Source organism: Aeromonas intestinalis, assembly GCF_054052485.1.
Window position 1 is genome coordinate 42,107 of record NZ_JBSTYK010000007.1, and the last position, 21,775, is coordinate 63,881.

20 protein-coding genes are annotated in these 21,775 nt (G+C 59.9%); 16 read left to right on the plus strand and 4 right to left on the minus strand.

Features of this window, described 5'->3' with window-relative positions; genetic code table 11:
- Nucleotides 1–732: a CHAD domain-containing protein gene (locus ACW5W7_RS10475; RefSeq protein ID WP_456501651.1), complete on the plus strand. Its 732-nt coding sequence runs from the start codon at nucleotides 1–3 to the stop codon at nucleotides 730–732.
- 79 nt (nucleotides 733–811) lie between these two features.
- Here the strand turns inward: ACW5W7_RS10475 and metG are convergent, their stop codons facing one another.
- The gene (gene metG / locus ACW5W7_RS10480; RefSeq protein ID WP_456501652.1) at nucleotides 812–2,845 is read right to left on the minus strand and encodes a methionine--tRNA ligase; all 2,034 of its coding nucleotides are present in this window, start codon (nucleotides 2,843–2,845) and stop codon (nucleotides 812–814) included.
- Nucleotides 2,846–3,030: 185 nt separating this feature from the next.
- Here metG and apbC point away from each other — a divergent pair, with 185 nt between their 5' ends.
- The 4 genes from apbC (at nucleotide 3,031) to ACW5W7_RS10500 (ending at nucleotide 7,332) form a co-directional block, all read left to right on the plus strand.
- Nucleotides 3,031–4,113 (plus strand): iron-sulfur cluster carrier protein ApbC, encoded by a 1,083-nt coding sequence (gene apbC / locus ACW5W7_RS10485; protein ID WP_456501653.1) that lies wholly within the window; start codon nucleotides 3,031–3,033, stop codon nucleotides 4,111–4,113.
- A 111-nt stretch (nucleotides 4,114–4,224) separates the two neighbouring features.
- Entirely contained in the window at nucleotides 4,225–4,869 is a 645-nt protein-coding gene (gene udk, locus ACW5W7_RS10490) for a uridine kinase (RefSeq protein ID WP_349922218.1), read from the plus strand.
- Nucleotides 4,870–4,931: 62 nt separating this feature from the next.
- A complete protein-coding gene (gene dcd, locus ACW5W7_RS10495) occupies nucleotides 4,932–5,513 on the plus strand; it encodes a dCTP deaminase (protein ID WP_349922219.1) in 582 nt (193 codons plus the stop codon).
- A gap of 346 nt (nucleotides 5,514–5,859) precedes the next feature.
- Nucleotides 5,860–7,332, plus strand: a complete 1,473-nt coding sequence (locus tag ACW5W7_RS10500; protein ID WP_349922220.1) for an inorganic phosphate transporter — start codon at nucleotides 5,860–5,862, stop codon at nucleotides 7,330–7,332.
- Between the two features lie 810 nt (nucleotides 7,333–8,142).
- Here the strand turns inward: ACW5W7_RS10500 and rne are convergent.
- Nucleotides 8,143–11,283 (minus strand): ribonuclease E, encoded by a 3,141-nt coding sequence (rne, locus tag ACW5W7_RS10505; RefSeq protein WP_456501654.1) that lies wholly within the window; start codon nucleotides 11,281–11,283, stop codon nucleotides 8,143–8,145.
- A 411-nt stretch (nucleotides 11,284–11,694) separates the two neighbouring features.
- Between rne and rluC the strand changes: the two genes are divergently transcribed.
- Entirely contained in the window at nucleotides 11,695–12,639 is a 945-nt protein-coding gene (rluC, locus tag ACW5W7_RS10510) for a 23S rRNA pseudouridine(955/2504/2580) synthase RluC (protein ID WP_349922222.1), read from the plus strand.
- Nucleotides 12,639–13,286, plus strand: coding sequence for an HAD family hydrolase (locus tag ACW5W7_RS10515; RefSeq protein WP_456501655.1), 648 nt, complete (start codon nucleotides 12,639–12,641; stop codon nucleotides 13,284–13,286). The genes rluC and ACW5W7_RS10515 overlap by 1 nt, the downstream gene beginning before the upstream one ends.
- 73 nt (nucleotides 13,287–13,359) lie before the next feature.
- On the opposite strand, the gene ACW5W7_RS10520 is transcribed toward ACW5W7_RS10515, so the two are convergent.
- Entirely contained in the window at nucleotides 13,360–13,941 is a 582-nt protein-coding gene (locus ACW5W7_RS10520; RefSeq protein WP_456501790.1) for a Maf family protein, read from the minus strand.
- 205 nt (nucleotides 13,942–14,146) lie between these two features.
- On the opposite strand from ACW5W7_RS10520, the gene ACW5W7_RS10525 reads away from it, so the two are divergent.
- On the plus strand, nucleotides 14,147–14,797 hold the full coding sequence (locus ACW5W7_RS10525; RefSeq protein WP_456501656.1) for an START domain-containing protein: 651 nt from the start codon (nucleotides 14,147–14,149) through the stop codon (nucleotides 14,795–14,797).
- A gap of 27 nt (nucleotides 14,798–14,824) precedes the next feature.
- On the opposite strand, the gene ACW5W7_RS10530 is transcribed toward ACW5W7_RS10525, so the two are convergent.
- Nucleotides 14,825–15,214 (minus strand): hypothetical protein, encoded by a 390-nt coding sequence (locus ACW5W7_RS10530; RefSeq protein WP_456501657.1) that lies wholly within the window; start codon nucleotides 15,212–15,214, stop codon nucleotides 14,825–14,827.
- A 328-nt stretch (nucleotides 15,215–15,542) separates the two neighbouring features.
- Between ACW5W7_RS10530 and yceD the strand changes: the two genes are divergently transcribed.
- The 8 genes from yceD (at nucleotide 15,543) to fabF (ending at nucleotide 21,722) form a co-directional block, all read left to right on the plus strand.
- A complete protein-coding gene (gene yceD, locus ACW5W7_RS10535; protein WP_456501658.1) occupies nucleotides 15,543–16,064 on the plus strand; it encodes a 23S rRNA accumulation protein YceD in 522 nt (173 codons plus the stop codon).
- 20 nt (nucleotides 16,065–16,084) lie between these two features.
- Nucleotides 16,085–16,252, plus strand: coding sequence for a 50S ribosomal protein L32 (rpmF, locus tag ACW5W7_RS10540; RefSeq protein WP_005300935.1), 168 nt, complete (start codon nucleotides 16,085–16,087; stop codon nucleotides 16,250–16,252).
- A 9-nt stretch (nucleotides 16,253–16,261) separates the two neighbouring features.
- Nucleotides 16,262–17,281, plus strand: a complete 1,020-nt coding sequence (plsX, locus tag ACW5W7_RS10545) for a phosphate acyltransferase PlsX (RefSeq protein ID WP_456501659.1) — start codon at nucleotides 16,262–16,264, stop codon at nucleotides 17,279–17,281.
- A 6-nt stretch (nucleotides 17,282–17,287) separates the two neighbouring features.
- A complete protein-coding gene (locus ACW5W7_RS10550) occupies nucleotides 17,288–18,247 on the plus strand; it encodes a beta-ketoacyl-ACP synthase III (RefSeq protein ID WP_456501660.1) in 960 nt (319 codons plus the stop codon).
- A gap of 73 nt (nucleotides 18,248–18,320) precedes the next feature.
- The gene (fabD, locus tag ACW5W7_RS10555; protein ID WP_456501661.1) at nucleotides 18,321–19,256 is read left to right on the plus strand and encodes an ACP S-malonyltransferase; all 936 of its coding nucleotides are present in this window, start codon (nucleotides 18,321–18,323) and stop codon (nucleotides 19,254–19,256) included.
- A gap of 13 nt (nucleotides 19,257–19,269) precedes the next feature.
- Entirely contained in the window at nucleotides 19,270–20,004 is a 735-nt protein-coding gene (gene fabG / locus ACW5W7_RS10560; protein ID WP_349922228.1) for a 3-oxoacyl-ACP reductase FabG, read from the plus strand.
- A gap of 157 nt (nucleotides 20,005–20,161) precedes the next feature.
- Nucleotides 20,162–20,398, plus strand: a complete 237-nt coding sequence (gene acpP / locus ACW5W7_RS10565) for an acyl carrier protein (protein WP_005300909.1) — start codon at nucleotides 20,162–20,164, stop codon at nucleotides 20,396–20,398.
- An 82-nt stretch (nucleotides 20,399–20,480) separates the two neighbouring features.
- The gene (fabF, locus tag ACW5W7_RS10570) at nucleotides 20,481–21,722 is read left to right on the plus strand and encodes a beta-ketoacyl-ACP synthase II (RefSeq protein WP_349922229.1); all 1,242 of its coding nucleotides are present in this window, start codon (nucleotides 20,481–20,483) and stop codon (nucleotides 21,720–21,722) included.
- Nucleotides 21,723–21,775 lie beyond the last annotated feature (53 nt).

A 21,775-nucleotide genomic window follows, 5' to 3' on the forward strand; every position in this document is an offset into this window, starting at 1 on the left:
ATGACATGGCACGACCAGGCACGGCAGCTTATCGACGCCTATTGCGCTGCCACCCTGGCTCTGCGCGCTCAGGCCGGGGTGGAAGAGGTGCACGGTTACCGCATAGCGGCGCGGCGCCTGCTGGCCTTGCTCGCCCTCTGGCGGCCCCTCATCCATCAGCCAGGCCTTGAGCGGCGATTGCTGCGGGCGACCCGTCGGCTCTCCGCGCTGCGCGATGCCCAGGTCTATGCCGAACGCTTCGGCGGCAAGCCTGCAAAGAGCATGACGCCGCGAGTCCCCTTGCTGACGGTGCGTCTCGACCGCTGGCTGACCCGTCTGGCGCAGGTGCCTGTGGAGTTCAATCCCCTGCCGCTCTATCAGACGCAGCTGGCCCTGACGCTGGCGGAGGGAGTAGACGGGCTTGATGGACTCTCGGGCGGTGCCAGGCGTCAGCTGCGTCACTGGCACAGGCTGCGCCTCATCCTCAAGCAGACCCGCTACGGGGTGGAGTTGCTGCTGGAGCAGGGGGAAGGGGATCCGGCCTGGCTGGCCCGGCTGGTGGAGTGGCAGACCAGACTGGGTCAGTTGCAGGATGCACGCCAGTGGCAGAAACAGCTGGCGCGCAAGGGGCTCAGTGACAAGCGGCGCCGCCAGTGGCGACAGCTGGAAGAGGCGATAGGGTGTCAGTTGCGGCAGCTCAACTGCCAGCAGGCGGAGCTGGTGGGGCTCAGGATGGCGATGCGCCCGGCCTGAGACTGAGTCCACGCAGATAACAAGCAGACATAAGAAAGAGAGGCCTGAGCCTCTCTTTTTGCATCCTGAAACGGCGTGCTTACTTGACGCGCATGCCGGGCTGGGCGCCTTCCTGGGGCTCCAGGATCCAGAGATCCTTGCCGCCCGGGCCTGCAGCCAGCACCATGCCCTCGGACATGCCGAAGCGCATCTTGCGCGGGGCCAGGTTGGCCACCATCACGGTCATCTTGCCTTCCAGATCTTCCGGGTTGTAGGCGGACTTGATGCCGGCGAACACCTGACGGGTCTCACCACCAAGGTCGAGCTGCAGTTTCAGCAGCTTCTCCGCTTCCGGCACGGCTTCGGCCTTCTTGATGAGTGCAACGCGCAGATCCAGCTTGGCGAAATCCTCATAGGCGATGGTGTCGCTGATGGGGTCATCCGCCAGGGGGCCGGCCGGCTTCTTGCTCTGCTCCTTGGCCAGATCTTCCTTGGACGCTTCCACCATGGCCTCGACCTTGGCAGGTTCGATACGGGCAAACAGGGCCTTGAACGGGGTCAGCTGGTGGCCGGTGAGCGGGGTCGCGATGCCATCCCAGGAGAGGGTCTCACCCAGGAAGGCTTCGGCACGCGCAGCCAGCTCGGGCATGACGGGCTTGAGGTAGGCCATCAGCACCCGGAACAGGTTGATGCCGACGGAGCAGACCGCTTGCAGCTCGGCGTCCGCACCTTCCTGCTTGGCGATGACCCAGGGGGCCTTGTCGTCCACGTAGCGGTTGGCCTTGTCGGCCAGTGCCATGATCTCGCGGATGGCGCGGCTGAATTCACGGCTCTCGTAGGCCTCGGCGATGGTGGCGCTGGCAGCGGCGAATTCGGCGTAGAGCGCGGGTTCGCTGCACACATCAGCCAGCTTGCCATCGAAACGCTTGGCGATGAAGCCGGCGTTGCGGGAGGCCAGGTTGACCAGCTTGTTGACCACGTCGGCGTTGACCCGCTGCACGAAGTCCTCGAGGTTCAGGTCCAGATCGTCGATGCGGCTGTTGAGCTTGGCGGCGTAGTAGTAACGCAGGCACTCGGGATCCAGGTGCTTCAAGTAGGTGCTCGCCTTGATGAAGGTGCCCTTGGATTTGGACATCTTGGCACCGTTGACGGTTACATAACCGTGCACGTTGACCTTGGTCGGCTTGCGGAAACCCGCTCCTTCCAGCATGGCCGGCCAGAACAGGCAGTGGAAGTAGGCGATGTCCTTGCCGATGAAGTGATAGAGCTCGGCGTCGGAGTCGGCCTGCCAGTAGCTGTCAAAATCGATGTCGCCGCGCTTGTTGCACAGGTTCTTGAACGACGCCATGTAGCCGATGGGAGCATCCAGCCAGACGTAGAAGTATTTGCCCGGCGCACCCGGGATCTCGAAGCCGAAGTAGGGGGCGTCACGGGTGATGTCCCACTGCTGCAGACCGGATTCGAACCACTCTTGCATCTTGTTCGCCATCTCTTCCTGGATGGCGCCAGAACCGCGCACCCAGTCGGCGAGCCAGGCTTCGAACTGGGGCAGATCGAAGAAGTAGTGTTCGGAATCCTTCATCACCGGAGTCGTGCCGGAGACGGCGGATTTCGGATCGATGAGCTCGGTCGGGCTGTAGGTGGCGCCGCAGCTGTCGCAGTTGTCACCGTACTGCTCGGGGGACTTGCACTTGGGGCAGGTACCCTTGACGAAACGGTCCGGCAGGAACATGGACTTTTCCGGATCGAACAGTTGGGAGATGGTGCGGATCTTGATCTTGCCGGACTCTTTCAGGCGACCATAGATCAGCTCCGACAGCTCGCGGTTCTCGTCGCTGTGGGTGGAGTGATAGTTGTCGAAGCTGATGTTGAAACCGGCGAAATCGCCCTGATGCTCCTCGGAGACCGCCGCGATCATCGCCTCCGGCGTGATCCCCATCTGCTGTGCCTTGAGCATGATGGGGGTACCGTGGGCATCATCGGCGCAGACGAAATGCACCTGATTGCCGCGCATTCGCTGATAACGGACCCAGATATCGGCCTGGATGTGTTCCAGCATGTGGCCAAGGTGGATGGAGCCGTTGGCATAGGGGAGGGCGCAGGTTACCAGCATTCTACGAGGATCAGTTGCCATAATACGTTCTTTATGTGCCTGTTGGGATGATACAGTGCCGAGCATGTTACCCGAATTGGGGGTAGCCTGCCTAGGGCTCTGGCCCGTCAGGCCCGGGCTTCGGCACTCGGCTACAAGCCTGCAACCCACTGATTTATGTGCGGTAACCTTTCACCTCAGCATAACGACAAGATAATGGGGAGTTAATGGTGATGGATTCAGTAAAACAGATCCTGGCCGAATTTAAGCCAAGCGGCTGGGGCAAGGATCTGGTGGCGGCCGGTTTCGTGCGCGCCATCGAACAGCAGGAACAGACCCTGACCATCAAACTGGTGTTGCCCTTTGCCGGGCAATCCCTGTTCGATGAGCTCAAGGAGTGCTTCGATGGACGCCTGCGCAGCGCCACGGGGGCCAGCCGCATCGACTGGCTGGGGGAGATAGAGGTCGCCAGTATGCCCCGCGCCCAGCAGCTAGCGGCAGTACAGGGCATTCGCAACATCCTGGTGGTAGCCTCCGGCAAGGGAGGGGTGGGCAAGTCCACCACGGCGGTGAACCTCGCGCTGGCGCTGCAAAAGGAGGGGGCCCGGGTCGCCATTCTGGATGCGGACATCTACGGCCCCTCCATTCCGACCATGATGGGCACCTTGAAGGAGCGTCCGAGCAGCCGTGATGGCAAGACCATGGAACCGGTGATGGCCTGTGGTCTCAAGAGCAACAGCATCGGCTATCTGGTGGATGAGCAGGATGCCACCATCTGGCGCGGTCCCATGGCGAGCAAGGCGCTGGCGCAGATCCTCCACGAGACCCGCTGGGGCGAAGTGGATTATCTGGTGGTGGACATGCCGCCAGGTACCGGCGACATCCAGCTCACCCTGGCCCAGCAGGTGCCCACCACGGCGGCGGTGATCGTCACCACGCCCCAGGATGTGGCACTGGCGGATGCACGCAAGGGCATCGCCATGTTCAACAAGGTGAACGTACCCGTGCTCGGCATCGTCGAGAACATGAGTTATCACGTTTGCAGCGCCTGCGGTCACCACGAGCCGCTGTTTGGCACCGGTGGCGGCAAGAAGATGGCAGAGCAATATCAAGTGGCGCTGCTTGGCCAGTTGCCGCTGCACATCGATATCCGTCAGCACATGGACGAAGGCTGCCCGACCGTGTTCGGGGCGCCGGAAGGGGAGCTGGCAGAGGCTTATCTGAGACTGGCCAGACGGGTCGGGGCCGAGCTCTATTTCAGTGGTAAACCGATTGCGACCCCGCTCTATACGGTGGCGCTGGACGAATAATCGGCTGTCGGCCGTTTGCTGCGGATTTGAGGGTGGGCATGGCTCACCCTTTTTTATATAATGGATCGGTTTAAACAATCCCCAGTGCTCTTCTTTCTTTAGGTATTTTCAATGTCTGATACTCAACATTCTTGTGTGATCATCGGTATTGCTGGTGCGTCCGCATCCGGCAAGAGTCTTATCGCTCAAACCATCTATGAAGAGCTGGTGGCCGAACTGGGCGCAGGTCAGATTGGTGTGATCACCGAGGATTGCTACTACCGTGATCAGACCCACATGACCATGGAAGAGCGGGTCAAGACCAACTATGACCACCCCAATGCCCTTGATCACGATCTGCTGGTGCAGCATCTGACCCAGCTGGTGGGCGGGGAGTCGGTGAACATTCCCCGTTACTCCTATTCCGAGCACACGCGTATGGACGAGATCACCCCCTTCGCCCCCCGTCGGGTGATCATCTTGGAAGGGATATTGCTGCTGACCGACAGCCGGCTGCGGGATCTGATGGATGCCTCCATCTTCATGGATACTCCCCTCGACATCTGCCTGTTGCGCCGTCTGGTGCGCGATGTGCAGGAACGGGGCCGCACCATGGACTCCGTCCTCAAGCAATATCAGAAGACGGTACGCCCCATGTTCATGCAGTTCATCGATCCGTCAAAGCAGTACGCCGATGTCATCGTGCCCCGTGGCGGCAAGAATCGCATCGCCATCGACATGCTCAAGGCGCGCATCCGCCACATGTTGATCGGTTAATCAGGAAAGAGCCGGGTGATGCCCGGCTTTTTAAATGAATCTTTTGTCAGGAGAGTCGCCGAATGCGTCTTTGTGATACCGATATCGAACGCCATCTGGATGAAGGCAAGATAGTGATTGAGCCGCGCCCCGGCATCGAGCGGATCAGTGGCGTCAGCGTCGATGTGCTGCTCGGCAACGAGTTTCGGGTGTTTCGCGATCATACCGCGCCTTATATCGACCTCGGCGGTACCAGTGCCGAGATGGCCGATGCCATCGAGCGGGTGATGAGCGAGGAGATCCACATCCCGGACGGCGAAGCCTTCTACCTGCACCCGGGTCAGCTGGCCCTGGCGGTGACCTACGAATCCGTCACCCTGCCGGCGGACATCGTCGGCTGGCTGGACGGTCGCTCCTCCCTGGCACGCCTGGGCCTGATGGTACACGTCACCGCCCACCGTATCGATCCGGGCTGGTCCGGCCGTATCGTGCTGGAGTTCTACAACGGTGGCAAGCTGCCCCTGGCCCTGCGCCCCAAGATGAAGATCGGGGCACTGAACTTCGAAATGCTCTCAGGCGTTGCGGCTCGTCCGTACAACAAGCGGGAGAATGCGAAGTACAAGAGTCAGCAAGGGGCGGTCGCCAGCCGCATCAACCAGGACTGAACCCCTGTGACGAGTGAACGATGAAAGGGTGCTTCGGCACCCTTTTTGATTTGCTGCCTACAGATGCCGCATGTTCCGTGGCTGGATATGTGTGCGAAAGATCAAGGTTTTGTGACAAAAAGCGGGGAATATGGCGCGTTTGTGCAAGATAGGGCCTTGATATGACTCAGGATCTCGTGCTGCATCGTGCGTTTAATTAATCTATGACAAGGCGCATTCCGACTGGGCCTAAGACATTTTCTGACGGAATGCCCTTTTTTTTTCTTACTGAAATATTTCAATGACGGCTATGGCGCACCGAGCCTTCTGGCATAATCCGCCGCAACTCATAAACAGGTTCGTTTTTATGTTTGAAATGTTTAGTGGTTTGGGTTTTTGGTGGTCAATCGGTTTGGTATTGGCCGTTTTTTTTGTGCTGGCCTATGAGTTCATCAACGGCTTTCACGATACCGCCAACGCGGTAGCAACGGTCATCTATACCAAGGCGATGCCGGCTCATATGGCGGTGGTGGCTTCCGGTCTGTTCAACTTTGCCGGTGTCATGCTGGGTGGGCTGGGGGTTGCTTATGCCATCGTGCATCTGCTGCCCATCGATCTGCTGCTCGGGATGGATTCTACCCAGGGATTGATCATGGTCTTCTCCCTGCTGTTTTCCGCCATCGTGTGGAACCTGGGCACCTGGTTCTTCGGGATCCCGGCCTCCAGCTCACACACCCTGATCGGCTCCATCCTGGGGGTAGGCGGCGCCTATGCCTGGATGACCCATCAGCCCCTGCAGGAGGGCATCAACGTCGGTAAAGCCATCGACATCATGCTCTCCCTCATCATTTCTCCCACAGTCGGTTTCGTTATCGCGGCATTGCTGCTGTTTGCCATGAAACGCGTCTGGCTGAACAGCAAGATCCACAAGACCCCGGAAGAGCGTCTGCTGGTGGATGGCAAGAAACACCCGCCGTTCTGGGCCCGTGTCACCCTCATCTGCTCCGCCATGGGGGTGAGCTTCGTGCACGGCTCCAACGATGGTCAGAAGGGGATAGGTCTGGTGATGCTGGTGCTGATCTGCATGGCGCCCGCCTACTTCGCCCTGGACATGAACAGCCGCTCCTATGATCTGGATAGAACCCAGGATGCCAACCAGCGCATCATGGAGATCTACCAGCGCAATCAGGAGCAGGTCTCCACTCTGGTGGACTTCAACGTGCCTGCCCATTCCCAGGAAGAGCTGATGACCCACTGCGCCGCCGGTGAAGTGCTGCAGGCCATGGCAACCCTGGACAATCGTCTCGGCAAGGTCCGTACCTATGAAGAGATGAGCCTGACCGATCGCCGTGAAGTGCGTCGTCTGCTGCTCTGTATCGACGATACCGCCCGCAAGGTCTCCAAGCTGCCGCTGCCGGCCAAGGAGCTGACCGATCTGGCCAAATGGCGCAAGGATCTGACTGCGACCGCCGAATATGCACCGACCTGGGTCATCGTCTCCATCGCCCTGGCGCTGGGGTGTGGCACCATGGTGGGCTGGCGCCGTATCGTCTACACGGTAGGGGAGAAGATTGGCTCCTCCGGCATGACGTACAGCCAGGGCATCGCCGCCCAGATCACCGCCGCCGCCTCCATCGGGGTCGCCAGCCTGACCGGCATGCCGGTGTCCACCACCCATATCCTCTCCTCTGCGGTGGCGGGGACCATGGTGGCCAACAAATCCGGGCTGCAGAGCCAGACCATCAAGACCATCTTGCTGGCCTGGGTGCTGACCCTGCCGCTGACCATGCTGCTCTCCGGTGGCCTGTTCATCGTCAGCAACCATCTGTTTGGTGGCTGATAGTCACTGTCTCATCGACATCATCAAAGGGCCTGCGGGCCCTTTTTTATTGCCATTTTTCCATCCCATAGATGGATGCGCCCTTGAGGCAGCAAGCCTCTGTAGTCATCATTGTATGCCATCAAACAAATATTGTTCTTCACACTACGCTCCACAATCACCTTTCATTGCCTCGTTCCACAACCAAAGTTCATCAGGGCTCACCCCGAGTGATTGAGAGGAGGGGGAGTACCTTGGCTAGCAGCTGAGCTCGTCTGGTCCGGTTCCGCAGAGATTTGATGACACTGACGTGAGCCAATGAAGGGGTGGAGGCGAGGGGCTGGATACTCACAGTAGAGAACATTGCCCCATGGAATATGGGGTCTGACTGGGTGATAGGCGCATCAGGAGGAATGGAAGGCATCGACAAACCTTTCTACGAAGGAAAGGTGAGCCAGGGATACGCCATGGGATGCTGGTCTGCCGTGATGGCCGGGGTGAGAGCACCGGCAATGACTGCCGATATAGATGCTGGTTGCTAGGGGAAGTGCTTAATCCCGATAGTTGAACATGGATAAACATCAACATGCTGTAAATTGCAATCAAGCAGTTGCAATGAATTTCTTTAGTCGAACAAGGCAGAGATAAGCTCTGGAAGTGGAGCGGGTGATCTCACTGCTGTGAGCGCACAGTGTGATGTAGCACGAAAGGCGCTGAACGAAGCAGGTGGCTACTCGGCGCGTGATGAAACAGACATGGCAGGGTGGAGAGTACCGGGTAAAAAAAGGGCCACACAATGTGTGGCCCTTTTCATCAGACTAGCAAGCTGGCTCAGGGGCGACCGGCCGGACTGGTTGCCACGTTGCTGGCAGCGGTGCTGCCGGCGTGGCGACCGGAGGTGGTCACTTCACTGCGCTCGAGCGGTGCGTAGGCAACCGGTTCGCGGGCAGGCTGGGCAGGCACGGCGGCCGGTGTTGCCATCGGCGCGGAGGCCTTGCGAGCGCGGGCCAGGACACCGCCCTTGTTGACCGGCTTGGCCACAGGAGCAGTGACGACTGGCGCGACGTCTGCAACCACAGGGGCGGCAACCGGTTCGGCATCGACCGCTTCAACGACAGCGGGCTCGACGTCGACGGCAGCAACCTGAGGTTCAACCACGGGCGCAGCTTCGAGGACGAGAGTCGGCGCCGTCTCGACCACGGCAGCTACCACCTCGGCAGCATCAGCTTCAACGGCAGGGGCTGCTTCGGCCACAGTCACGTCAGTGGCGGGAGCTACGACCTGCTCGGCAGCGACAGGGGCGACCTCGGCCACAACGTCAGCGACCACAGGTTCAGCTACCGCAGCGATTTGCTCAACGGCAGGTGCGGCGGCGGCTTCAGCGGCTTCTTCTGCCACCGCTTCGGCGACCACATGCTCGGTCAGCGCAGAGGAGGCCTGCAGGGCAGCAGCCACGGCTTCGGCACTCGGGATGGTGATCACCGGCACGGCCGGCTCTTCCACCTTCACATGAGCGGCATCGGCCTGGGCGGCAGCGGTCAGCTGAACTTCGGCCTGAGGCTCATCATCGCGCTGGCCACGGGCCTCTTCGTTGATGCGCTTGCGACGCTGACCTTCGATACGCTGGCCACGCGGGGTACGGCGAGAACGGCGCTGACCGTCGGTCTGCTCCTCTTGCTCACCGGCCACGGTCTGGGCTTCCACGACATCAGAGGCAGGCTCGTCAACGGGCAGGGCAGGGGTGTCGGCGGCGGCGACATCGACCCGAACCTGCTTGCGCAGTTGGCGACGTTCGCGGCGCTCGGCCACTTTCTGCTCTTTCTCCTGACGGGGTTCGGCTTGCACTGCGGCAGCGTTCACCTCAACGGCTTCGACGGCTTCCACCACCTCGGGGCGGGGTTCACGAGGTGCGCGCGGCTCACGGGCAGGGCGCGGAGCGCGGGGTTCACGTTCCTGACGGGGCTCACGAGCCTCGCGCGGTTCGCGCTCCATACGCTGTTCGCTGCGGGCTTCCCCACGGCCTTCACGTTCCTGGCGCGGCTCACGCTCTTTGCGCGGGCGACGGTTACGGTTCTCACCGCCTTCGCGGTTGGCCGAACCTTCACGTTTCTCACCGGCTTCGTTGCGGTTGCCACGGTTGTCATCACGACGACCACGCTGACCACGGCTGCGGGTCTCGTCACGTTGATGACGATGACCCTCTTCCTTGCGCGCTTCACGAGCCACCGGCTTCTCGGCAGGGGCTTTCACCTCAGGGGCCGCGTCAGAACTGAACAAGCCAGAGATGGCCTTGAACAGCTTGCCGAACAGGCCCGGCTCGGCGGCGACAGCAGCAGCCTGGGGAGCAGGCGCGGCGGCGGCAGCCGGTGCGGCGGGTTGAGGGGCCTGCACGAAACCTTGCAGCAGGGGTTGCTCGCGCTCAATGACCTGAGCCTGCTTCGGTTGGTAAACCGGCTTGGCAATCTCGGTCTTGAGCTCGTAGCTGGCCGCTTCCGGAATTTCGTTCTGACGGATGCGGGTCACTTCGTAGTGCGGCGTTTCCAGATGCTGGTTCGGAATGATGTACAGGCGTACGTCATTGCGTTGCTCCAGACTGGCGATGGAGGCACGCTTCTCGTTGAGCAGATAGGCGGCGACATCGACCGGCACCTGAGCGTGAACCTGCTCGGTGTTGTCCTTCATGGCCTCTTCTTCGATGAGACGCAGGATGGACAAGGCCAGTGATTCGTTGTCACGGATGACCCCTTGTCCTTGGCAACGGGGGCAGATATGACTGCTGGACTCGTTGAGGGAGGGGCGCAGGCGCTGGCGGGACATCTCCAGCAGACCGAAACGGGAGATCCGGCCAAGCTGGATGCGGGCACGGTCCTGGTGCACGGCTTCACGCAGACGGTTTTCCACTTCGCGCTGATGGCGAACCGGAGTCATGTCGATGAAGTCGATGACGATGAGGCCACCCAGATCGCGCAGACGCAATTGACGGGCAATTTCGTCGGCCGCTTCCAGGTTGGTCTGCAGCGCGGTCTCTTCGATATCGCCGCCCTTGGTGGCGCGGGAGGAGTTGATATCGATGGAGGTGAGCGCTTCGGTCGGGTCGATGACGATGCTGCCGCCGGAGGGCAGGCGCACTTCGCGCTGGAAGGCCGACTCGATCTGGCTCTCGATCTGGAAGTGGTTGAACAGGGCAACATCACCCTTGTACAGCTTCACGCGATTGAGGAAATCGGGACGAACCAGCTCGATGTGGGACTTGGCGCGCTCGAAGATGACAGGGTTGTCGATCAGGATCTCGCCGACGTCGCGACGCAGGTAGTCACGGATGGCCCGCACGATCACGTTGCTTTCCTGATGGATAAGCACCGGAGCGGAGCGGTTCTGGGAGGCCTTGTGGATGGAATCCCAGTGGTTGAGCAGTACGTTCAGATCCCATTCCAGCTCTTCCGGGGACTTGCCCACACCGGCGGTACGCACGATGAGGCCCATGCCGTCCGGCACGGTCAGGCCGCTCAGGGCTTCCTTCAACTCGGTCCGCTCGTCACCCTCGATGCGACGGGAAATGCCGCCGGCACGGGGGTTGTTCGGCATCAGCACCAGGTAGCTGCCCGCCAGACTGATAAAGGTGGTGAGGGCTGCACCCTTGGTGCCACGCTCTTCCTTATCGATCTGGACGATCACTTCCTGGCCTTCGCGGACCACTTCTTTGATGTTGGGGCGACCCTGATAGGAATAACCGGAGGGGAAATAATTGCGGGCGATTTCCTTTAACGGCAGGAAACCGTGGCGCTCGGCGCCATAATCGACAAAAGCAGCTTCGAGACTGGGTTCTACGCGGGTGATTTTGCCCTTGTAGATGTTCGCTTTCTTCTGCTCGTGCCCCGGACTTTCAATATCCAAATCGTAGAGCTGTTGTCCGTCAACCAGCGCTACGCGCAACTCCTCTTCTTGAGTCGCGTTGATTAGCATTCTTTTCATTGAGTTCTCATTATTTTGTCATTTTGATCCCTCCACAGGGTCCTGCCGGCGCCGGCCTCGGGTCTTCAGCATGCTTGGGCAACCTCCCGGTTGGGGTATGCATGAGGCGCTAATTAAGGGCACTCGGGTTCTGCCTTCTCGAAGGCGCGAATTAAGGATACCGATGTGGAGACAATTAAAGCGGCTCTGTTTGCGTTCTCCATGCGTTGTACCTCGCACCCGGGAACCGTCATGTTCTTGTATACACGGTGTTTCGGGATTGGGTGGCATAAATTTTGGCCACTTAGTACAAGGCTTGAACACAATGACAAAACCTTGTTTATTATCCCATTTAAACCACTTTTATAGCAAGACGCCATTTTTTAACAAAGCATGGAGCCAAGGGCCATCGGCAGTGTTAAAATCCGCGCCATGACACAGATACATCAACAAGTGCAGCTGCTCACCATCGAAGCTGAGCATGAAGGGCAGCGCATCGACAATTTTCTCAAGACTCAGCTAAAGGGCGTCCCCAAGAGCCTGATCTATCGCATCCTTCGCAAGGGCGAAGTGCGCGTCAACAAGAAACGCATCAAACCTGAATACAAGCTCTGTGCCGGCGACGAAGTACGGGTACCGCCTGTGCGCGTTGCCGAGAAGAACGAGCTGCCCTCGGCCAACCTTGGCAGCATCCAGCGTCTGGAGAGCCAGATCCTGTTTGAAGACGAGGCCATGATAGTGCTGAACAAGCCCTCCGGCATGGCGGTACACGGCGGCAGTGGTCTCTCCTTCGGGGTGATCGAGGGGCTGCGGGCCCTGCGCCCGGAAGCCCGCTTCCTCGAGCTGGTGCATCGCCTCGATCGCGATACCTCCGGCGTGTTGCTGGTTGCCAAGAAGCGCAGCGCCCTGCGCAGTCTGCATGAGCAACTGCGGGTCAAGACCATGCGCAAGCAATATCTGGCGCTGGTACGCGGCCAATGGCAGCCTCACGTCAAAGTGGTCAACGCCCCCCTTCGCAAGAATGATCTGCAATCCGGCGAACGGGTGGTGCGGGTCAGCGCCGATGGCAAGCCGTCCGAGACTCGTTTTCGCATCGCCCGCCAGTTTGCCGAAGCGACCCTGGTGGAGTGCAGCCCGATCACCGGCCGGACTCACCAGATCCGGGTCCATACCCAGCATGCCGGCCACCCCATCGCCTGTGATGACAAATACGGTGAGGCGGCGTTTGATGAAAGTATGCGCAATCAAGGGTTGAAGCGACTCTTCCTGCACGCCTGGAAGCTGAGCTTTACTCACCCGGTGGATGACAGGGAGATGCAGGTGGAAGCGCCGCTTGCCCCTGAACTTGAAACCTTCCTCGGCAAGCTGGCCCGCTGATGCAGGATATCCGCCTCGCCATCTTCGACTGGGACGGAACCCTGATGGATTCGGTGGGGCGGATCGTCGCCTGTGTGCAGGGGGCCGCCCGCGATTGCGGGGAAGCGGTGCCGTCGGCGCAGCAGACCCACCAGATCATCGGCCTCAGCTTGGCGGTGGGGATCCCCCGATTGTTCACCCTGCAGGAGGGGAGCGAGCGGGCCCAGGCCCTGATCGCCCGCTATCGCCACCATTATCTGCACGATGACACGCCGAGCCCCTTGTTTGCGGGGGCGAGGGAACTGCTTCATCACTGGCGGGAGTCGGGCATTCAACTGGCCGTGGCCACCGGCAAGTCCCGGCAGGGTCTGGACAGGATATTGGACGAGACGGGATTGCGTCCGCTCTTTGCCGCGACGTGCGGAGCAGATGAAGCCCACTCCAAGCCCGCCCCCTTGATGTTGACCCAGATCCTGGATGAATTGGGCCTGGAACCTGAGCAGGCGGTGATGATCGGCGATTCCATTCACGACATGGGGATGGCCGCAGCCCTTGCCATGCCGCGCATCGGGGTGACCTGGGGCGTGCACGACAGGGCCAGGCTGGCGCAATACGAACCCGTTGCCATCGTCGATACCATGGCGGAGCTGCGCCAGCTGCTGGCATGAGCCAGCATCGAAAGCATAAAACGGGAGCCATCAAGGCTCCCGTTTTTCTATGTCGACGTGTCTCTCGCCAGGGTCATGGCAGGGCCAGCCCATGGCGCTCGAGCAGCTCGAGCAGGGCGATGAGGGGGAGGCCGATCAGTGCATTGGGATCGCGACCCTCCAAGGCCTTGAACAGCACGATACCCATGCCTTCACACTTGAAACTGCCAGCGCAATCGAGCGGCAGTTCCGCCTCTACGTAGCGGAGGATGGCCGCCTCACCCAGGGTTCTGAAGTGCACGGTGAAAGGTTCCACCCACTGTTCAGCCCGGCCGCTCGCCGCATCCAGTACGCACAGCCCCGTATAGAAGGTGACGCTTTTACCCTGGGCGGCCATCAGCTGTGCCACCGCGTTTTCTACCGTGCCCGGTTTGCCAAGAATGCGCCCATCGCAGACACACACCTGATCAGAACCGATGACCAGGCCGTGATCATGCTGCGCTGCGATGGCGCTCGCCTTGGCATGTGCCAGCCTTGCTACCAGTGCCTGGGCCGACTCCTGGGGCTGCGGAGTTTCATCCACGTCAGGGGCCGCACACTGAAATGGCAGGCCGAGTTTTTCCAGCAGGGCCTTGCGATAACGGGATGTGGAGGCAAGGATCAGAGTGGCAGCCATCATGTGGTGATATCCAGTGATAAATCAATTGGTTGATTTTATAAGGCCAGCGGGCAGGGTGTAAACTGGCTTGCCTGCAGCGACATGGATAAGCACAGCACATTGCTTCCGACACTGGATACATCGATGGTCACACTCATGCCACGGCGTGACTGTCATACTGCACTTGCATTGGTATGGATAATGGGCGGACGGGGGAGATGGCATGATCAAATACGGAGCACTAGTGATGATCTTGCTCTCCTTTGCAAGCTGGGGTCAGGAATGGTTGCCGCAGCAGGGGGAGGGGAAGGTGAGCCTCTGGACCCAGCCTCGCCCGCCAGGTCCCTACCTGGCCTTGCGCCTGGAGATGCGGGTCAAGGCCGCCCCTGAGGCCCTGTTGGCGGTGCTGCGGGACACCGCCCGGCATCGGGAGTGGCTGCCCAAGAGCCGCGAGGTACGGGTACTGGCAAGAGCCGGCGAGGATGATGAACTGGTCTACACCCGGCTGGAATCCCCCTGGCCGGTACAGGACAGGGAGCTCATTACCCGCTCCCATGTGTCGAGACGGGCGGATTGTGGCCTGGTGCTCAAGGTCTGGGCCGAACCCGATGCCTTGCGCGAGCGCCCGGGGCTGGTGCGGATCCGGGCCAGCAGCGGTCGCTGGGAGGCCCTGCCCCAAGGGGATGGTGCCACCCTGGTGCGACTCGAAACCTACACCAATCCGGGCAACAACCTGCCGGGCTGGATAGTCAATCCCATTGCCATCAAGGCGGCCCTCGAGAGTTTTCAAGCCATTCGCCGGTTGATGGAGGCGGCGCCCCAACGTCCGGTCTCCCTGTTCACCCAAAAGCCGACGTGCATGGCCAGGCCCTGATGTAGCCGGGGAAATGAGCGTCCTGATCTAGTCCTCAACCACCAATACCGGGCAGGTGGCGGGACTCTCGGCCTGACTGCGCAGAAGGGATTCTCCACGATAGCGGCCATCGAAATCTGCCGAGCGTCCCTCGGCATCGGGGTTCTCTTCAAAATGCCCCGTCATTTCCACGTAAAGCGGGCGAGGGGAGCTGGAGTGCTGCGCATTGAGTTGGTGCCATTGCTGTTGCAAGGATTGCAGCAGCTTGTCCGGGCCAATCAGCAAGAAGGCGTTGTCCGAACCGCAGGGGAGGAAGACCGGCATGTTGTCATCCAGATAAACATGACCGCTGCTCTTCTCTTCGGCGAAGACAACCACAGGTTGCATCACTGATAGGATAAAAATCAGCATAAACCACCAAGAAATTACCACTCTCATCGATAACCTCCAGATAAACCCCGCCTAATCTCCCTGATTATCCTAAGACACAACGTCGAGCCTCAGCGGGTTGTTTTCAAGCAAAGCGTCAGATTTGGTCAAATCAGCAGAGCTGGCACAGCCTAGGGGCTGGGGGGATCTGTCCGCATTTCCCCCTCCTGCATGCCCGTACCGTGCAGGATCCCGTGTGGGATCCGGCTGTTTATGGCATAATCAGTCACCGGTGAGCGCAAGTTCCTGTGAACAGGGGTCTGCGCAGTTAAAATCATCGGCGGTAAGGACTTTTTCCTTTGACTATCCCTTGTTGGACCTATAATATTCGCGCCCTATGCAAAAGGTGAAGTTGCCCGTTAAGGTTGATCCAGTCCGTAATGCCTTGAAGCTACTCGACTATGTCGGGATAGTGGAAAAGTCGCAGATGCCCAGATTGGAAGAATCAACCGAAGGCTTGCGAAGTGATGTTGATGTCACACTGCACTTTGGTAAAGACATCCAGAAGTTGACCGTTATGAAAGGCACTGCCCATGCCAAGGTTGACCTGGTTTGCCAGCGTTGCGGAGAGACATTCGAACACCTTTGTGAAGCTGATTTTATCTACACTCCGCTGTTCGAGAGAACAAACGAGGAAGAACTGCCGGAAGCTTATGAGCCCATTGAGTTGGACGAAAACGGCGAGATAGATCTTCATCAAATCCTGGAGGATGAGCTCATCCTCTCGTTGCCTCAAGTGGCCATGCATCCTCTGGATGTCTGTCCGCGAGGGAACATGGAGATGACCTGGGGTGACATCGAACCTGCTGATGAGCGGCCGAATCCCTTTGCAGTTCTTGAAGAGCTCAAACGTAAGTGAATTTTAGGAGTTAGCCTACCATGGCCGTACAACAGAACCGTAAAACCCGCGCCAAGCGTGGCATGCGTCGTTCCCACGATGCCCTGACCACCGCTGCACTGACTGTTGATCAGACCAGTGGCGAAATTCATCGTCGTCACCACGTGACTGCCGATGGTTTCTACCGCGGTAAAAAGGTAATCGCTTAAGGATTGCCTTTGTCTACGCAAACTGTCGCGCTAGACATAATGGGGGGAGATGTTGGCCCCTCGGAAACAGTGCCTGCCGCCGTGCAGGCACTGTCTCTTCTGCCTCAGCTCAATCTCATTCTGGTCGGTGACAAACACCAGACCACCCCTCTCTTGCAGCAACATGGCTTGCTGGATCACCCTCGCGTTCGTTTCGTGCATGCCTCTCAAGTCGTCGGCATGGGCGAGAAACCCATTGTCGCATTGCGCACCCTGAAAGACTCCTCCATGCGGGTCGTGCTGGATCTGGTCAAGGCCGGCGAGGCGGATGCCTGCGTCAGTGCCGGCAATACCGGCGCCCTGATGGCCATGGCGAAATGCGTGCTCAAGTCCCTGCCCGGTGTCGACAGACCCGCGCTCATCAAGGCGCTGCCTACCTTGGGGGGCGGGCGTACCGTGATGCTGGATCTGGGGGCAAACGTGAGCTGCGATGCCGATACCCTGCTGCAATTTGCGGTGATGGGGTCCGTGGTCGCCGAGCAGGTGGCGGGGATCCCGTCTCCCCGGGTCGCACTGCTCAACGTGGGGGAGGAGGAGATCAAGGGCAACGACCTGGTACGTCACAGCGCAGAACTGCTGCGCCAGTGTACCGCCCTCAATTTTGTCGGTTTCATCGAGGGGGACAGGATCTTCAGCGGTGACTGCGATGTGATCGTCTGCGACGGTTTCGTGGGCAACGTGGCCCTCAAGACCGCCGAAGGGGTGGTGCGGATGATGGCTGAACTGGCCGGATATCCCCGTAAAAAACGCAGTTTTCTTGGTCGACTCGCCGGATTTATGTTCAAACGGCGTTTTTCTTACCTGAACCCCGACCAGTATAATGGCGCGAGTCTGTTAGGATTGCGGGGCATTGTGGTAAAAAGCCATGGGCGTGCCGAACGGCGCGCTCTGTGTCATGCGATCCTGCTGGCCGCACAAGAGGCCAGGCATCAGCTTCCATTGCAAATTGCAGATCGCCTTGAATCTGTCTTTTCCGACAGGGATTTATAAAACTCTATGCATAGCAAAATTCTGGGTACTGGCAGTTACCTGCCGAGTTTGGTGCGTACCAATGCCGATCTTGAACAGATGGTGGAAACCAGTGACGAATGGATCGTGGAACGTACCGGGATCCGTGAACGCCGCATCGCCGGGGCCGACGAAACCGTCGCCACCCTGTCTCATCAAGCCGCCTTGCGGGCACTGGACGCGGCCGGCCTGACCGCGGCCGATCTGGACATGATAGTGCTGGCCACCACCAGCGCAGAGAATGCCTTCCCGGCCGCCGCCTGCGAATTGCAGGGGCTGCTCGGGGTGCCGGGGATCCCGGCCTTCGACGTGGCCGCCGCCTGTGCCGGTTTCACTTACGCCCTCGCCGTGGCGGATCAATTCGTCAAATCCGGCGCTGCCCGCAACGTCCTGGTGGTCGGCGCGGACGTGTTGTCACGCATGTGCGATCCCAAGGATCGCGGCACCATCATCATCTTCGGTGACGGGGCAGGGGCCGTGGTGATCGGGGCGAGCGAGACCCCGGGGATCATCTCCACCCATCTGCACGCGGACGGCCGCTATGGGGATCTGCTGAAGCTGCCGCAGCCTCACCGTGGCATGCCGGGGGTCGAGCTCGAAGCCTACATGTATATGAAGGGCAACGACGTGTTCAAGGTGGCGGTCACGCGCCTGAGCGAGATCGTGACCGAGACCCTGGCCGCCAACGGCATCGATCCGAGCGAACTGGACTGGCTGGTGCCTCACCAGGCCAACTTCCGCATCATCAGCGCCACCGCCAAGAAGCTTGGCATGGTGCTGGACAAGGTCGTGCTGACCCTCGACAAGCACGGCAACACCTCTGCCGCCTCCGTGCCCATCGCCTTCGATGAAGGGGTGCGTGATGGCCGGATCAAGCCGGGCCAGCTAGTGTTGCTGGAAGCCTTTGGTGGTGGTTTCGCCTGGGGTTCGGCGCTGGTGCGTTTCTGATATCAAGCCGCGTCCGGGGTTTGGGCCTCGGGCGCTCGCTGACCGATTTCGTCTTACCTTAAAGGAATCAATGATGACCCGATTTGCCATTGCCTTCCCGGGACAGGGCTCCCAGAGCGTCGGCATGCTGGCCGAACTGGCCGAGCAACATGCCGTGATTAAAGAGACCTTCGCCGAGGCGAGCCAGGTCCTGGGTTACGATCTGCTGGCCCTGGTCATGAACGGCCCCGCCGAGGATCTGAACAAGACCTGGCGTACCCAGCCTGCGCTGTTGACCGCTTCCGTCGCCCTCTGGCGCCTGTGGCAGCAGCAGGGTGGTGCGACCCCCGCCGTGATGGCCGGGCACAGCCTGGGTGAGTATTCCGCCCTGGTGTGCAGTGGCGCCCTGGGCTTTGCCGATGCCGTCAAGCTGGTCGAGCTGCGTGGCCTCGCCATGCAGGAAGCCGTGCCGGAAGGTACCGGTGCCATGGCCGCCATCATCGGTCTGGACAACGACAGCATCGCCGCCAACTGCGAGAAGGCAGCCCAGGGCCAGGTGGTGTCGCCGGTCAATTTCAACTCCCCGGGCCAGGTGGTCATTGCCGGTCACAAGGAGGCGGTCGAGCGCGCCAACGTGCTGATGAAAGAGTCCGGCGCCAAGCGTGCCTTGCCGCTGCCGGTCTCGGTGCCGTCTCACTGCGCCCTGATGAAGCCGGCTGCCGAAAAACTGGCCGCCGCGCTGGATGGGATCGAGATCAAGGTTCCTGTCATCGCAGTCATCAATAATGTGGACGTATCCTGTGAGCAGGATCCGGCCGCCATCAAACAAGCCCTGGTGCGCCAGCTGTTCAGTCTGGTCCGTTGGACCGAGACCGTTGAGCGGATGGCAAACGACGGGGTCACCCTCGAAGTCGAGATGGGACCGGGCAAAGTACTGACTGGGCTCGCCAAGCGCATCGACTCGCGCGTGGAAGGTATCCACGCCAACGATGCCGCCTCTTTCGAGCAGGCGCTGGCCCAAGCCAAGTAAACAGGAGCAGAAGATGAGTTTTACCGATAAGGTTGTCCTGGTCACCGGTGCCAGTCGTGGCATCGGCCGCGCGATTGCCGAAACGTTCGCGGCCCGTGGCGCCAAGGTTGTAGGCACTGCCACCAGCGAGAGCGGCGCCGCCGCCATCAGCGCCTATCTGGGCGAGCAGGGCTGCGGTATGGCACTGAACGTGACCAGCCAGGAATCCATTGAAGCCGTCTTTGCCGATATCAAGGCGCGTTTCGGTGACATCGACATTCTCATCAACAACGCCGGGATCACCCGCGACAACCTGTTGATGCGCATGAAAGACGATGAGTGGAACGAGATCATCGACACCAACCTGACCTCGCTCTACCGCCTGAGCAAGCCGGTGCTGCGTGCCATGATGAAGAAGCGCCATGGCCGCATCATCAGCATCGGCTCCGTGGTTGGCACCATGGGCAACGCGGGTCAGGTGAACTATGCCGCCGCCAAGGCCGGTCTGGTGGGCTTCACCAAGTCCCTGGCCCGTGAAGTGGCTTCCCGTGGCATTACTGTGAATGCGGTTGCCCCCGGTTTCATCGAGACCGACATGACCCGTGCGCTCAACGAAGAGCAGCGTGCCGGCATCATGAGCCAGGTACCTGCCGCCCGTTTGGGCGATCCGAAAGAAATTGCCGCCGCTGTGGTATTCTTGGCGTCTGATGACGCTGCTTACATCACTGGCGAAACCCTGCATGTTAATGGCGGGATGTACATGGTGTAATCAATTTGTCGTGAGATCTGTTCAAATTTGCGATAGTACGCCGAAGTTTGGCACATTTCGTGGTTTGACCAGCGGCAAGCTACTTGCAAACTCCAGTCAATTGAATACACTACCCCAACCAGACGCAATAGCGTATTTTTAAAGGAAAATTCAGGTCATGAGCAACATCGAAGAACGCGTAAAGAAAATCATCATCGAACAACTGGGTGTTAAAGAGGAAGACGTTAAGAACGCTGCCTCCTTCGTCGACGACCTGGGCGCTGACTCTTTGGATACCGTTGAACTGGTAATGGCGCTGGAAGAAGAATTCGATACCGAAATTCCTGATGAAGAAGCCGAGAAGATCACCACTGTTCAAGCGGCTATCGACTACATCACCGCTAATCAGGAATAAGATCCTGTTCTGAAAGAAGCGGCCCAAGGGCCGCTTCTTTTATGTTTGTTCCCTCATAAAACACCTCTCGGAGACTACCTCAGTGTCAAAACGCAGAGTCGTGGTGACCGGCTTGGGGATGCTTTCCCCGGTGGGTAACACTGCCGAATCCAGCTGGCAAGCCCTGCTCAACGGGCAGAGCGGCATTTCCCTCATCGACCACTTTGATACCAGTGAATTCGCGACCCGCTTCGCCGGCCTGGTCAAAGAGTTCGATCCCGAACAATACGGCATCAACCGCAAAGAAGCCCGCAAGATGGATCTTTTCATCCAGTATGGCGTGGCGGCGGGTGTGCAGGCGCTGGACGATTCTGGCCTCGTCATCAACGAAGAGAATGCCGAGCGGGTAGGCGTTGCCATCGGCTCCGGCATCGGTGGCCTGGGTCTCATCGAACAGAACCACAGCAGCCTCATCAATGGCGGCCCGCGCAAGCTGAGCCCCTTCTTCGTACCATCCACCATCATCAATATGGTGTCCGGTCATCTCTCCATCATGAAAGGTCTGCAAGGCCCGAACATCGCCGTGACCACCGCCTGCACCACGGGCACCCATGCCATCGGCATGGCCGGGCGCATGATCGCCTACGGGGATGCGGATGTCATGGTGGCGGGCGGGACCGAGAAGGCCTCCACCCCCATGGGGATGGGCGGCTTCGCGGCGGCCAAGGCGCTCTCCACCCGCAACGACGAGCCCCAGAAGGCGAGCCGCCCCTGGGACAAGGATCGCGATGGCTTCGTGCTGGGTGACGGCGCCGGGGTGCTGGTGCTCGAAGAGTACGAACACGCCAAGGCGCGCGGCGCCAAGATCTACGCCGAGCTGGTCGGCTTTGGCATGAGCGGCGACGCCTACCACATGACGGCGCCTCCCTCGGACGGTGACGGTGGCGCGCGTGCCATGAAGAACGCCATCAAGGATGCGGGCATCGCCCCCGAGCAGATCGGTTACATCAATGCCCACGGCACCTCCACCCCCCTCGGGGACGTGGCGGAACTGCGTGGCATGAAGAAGGTGTTTGGCGAACATGCCAATGCCCTGATGATCAGCTCCACCAAGTCGATGACCGGTCACCTGCTGGGCGCTGCCGGCGCCATCGAGGCGATCATTACCGTGTTGTCCCTGCGGGATCAGAAGGTGGCTCCCACCATCAACCTGGACAACCCGGACGAGGAGTGTGATCTGGATCTGGTGCCCCACGTGGCCAAGGCCGGTCAGTTTGAGTATGCCCTCTCCAATTCGTTTGGTTTCGGCGGCACCAATGGCTCCCTGATCTTCAAACGCGTATAATTCTCGCTGGGCAGATTGCTAGCGAAGTGTCGGGCCCGATACGCCAGTATCGG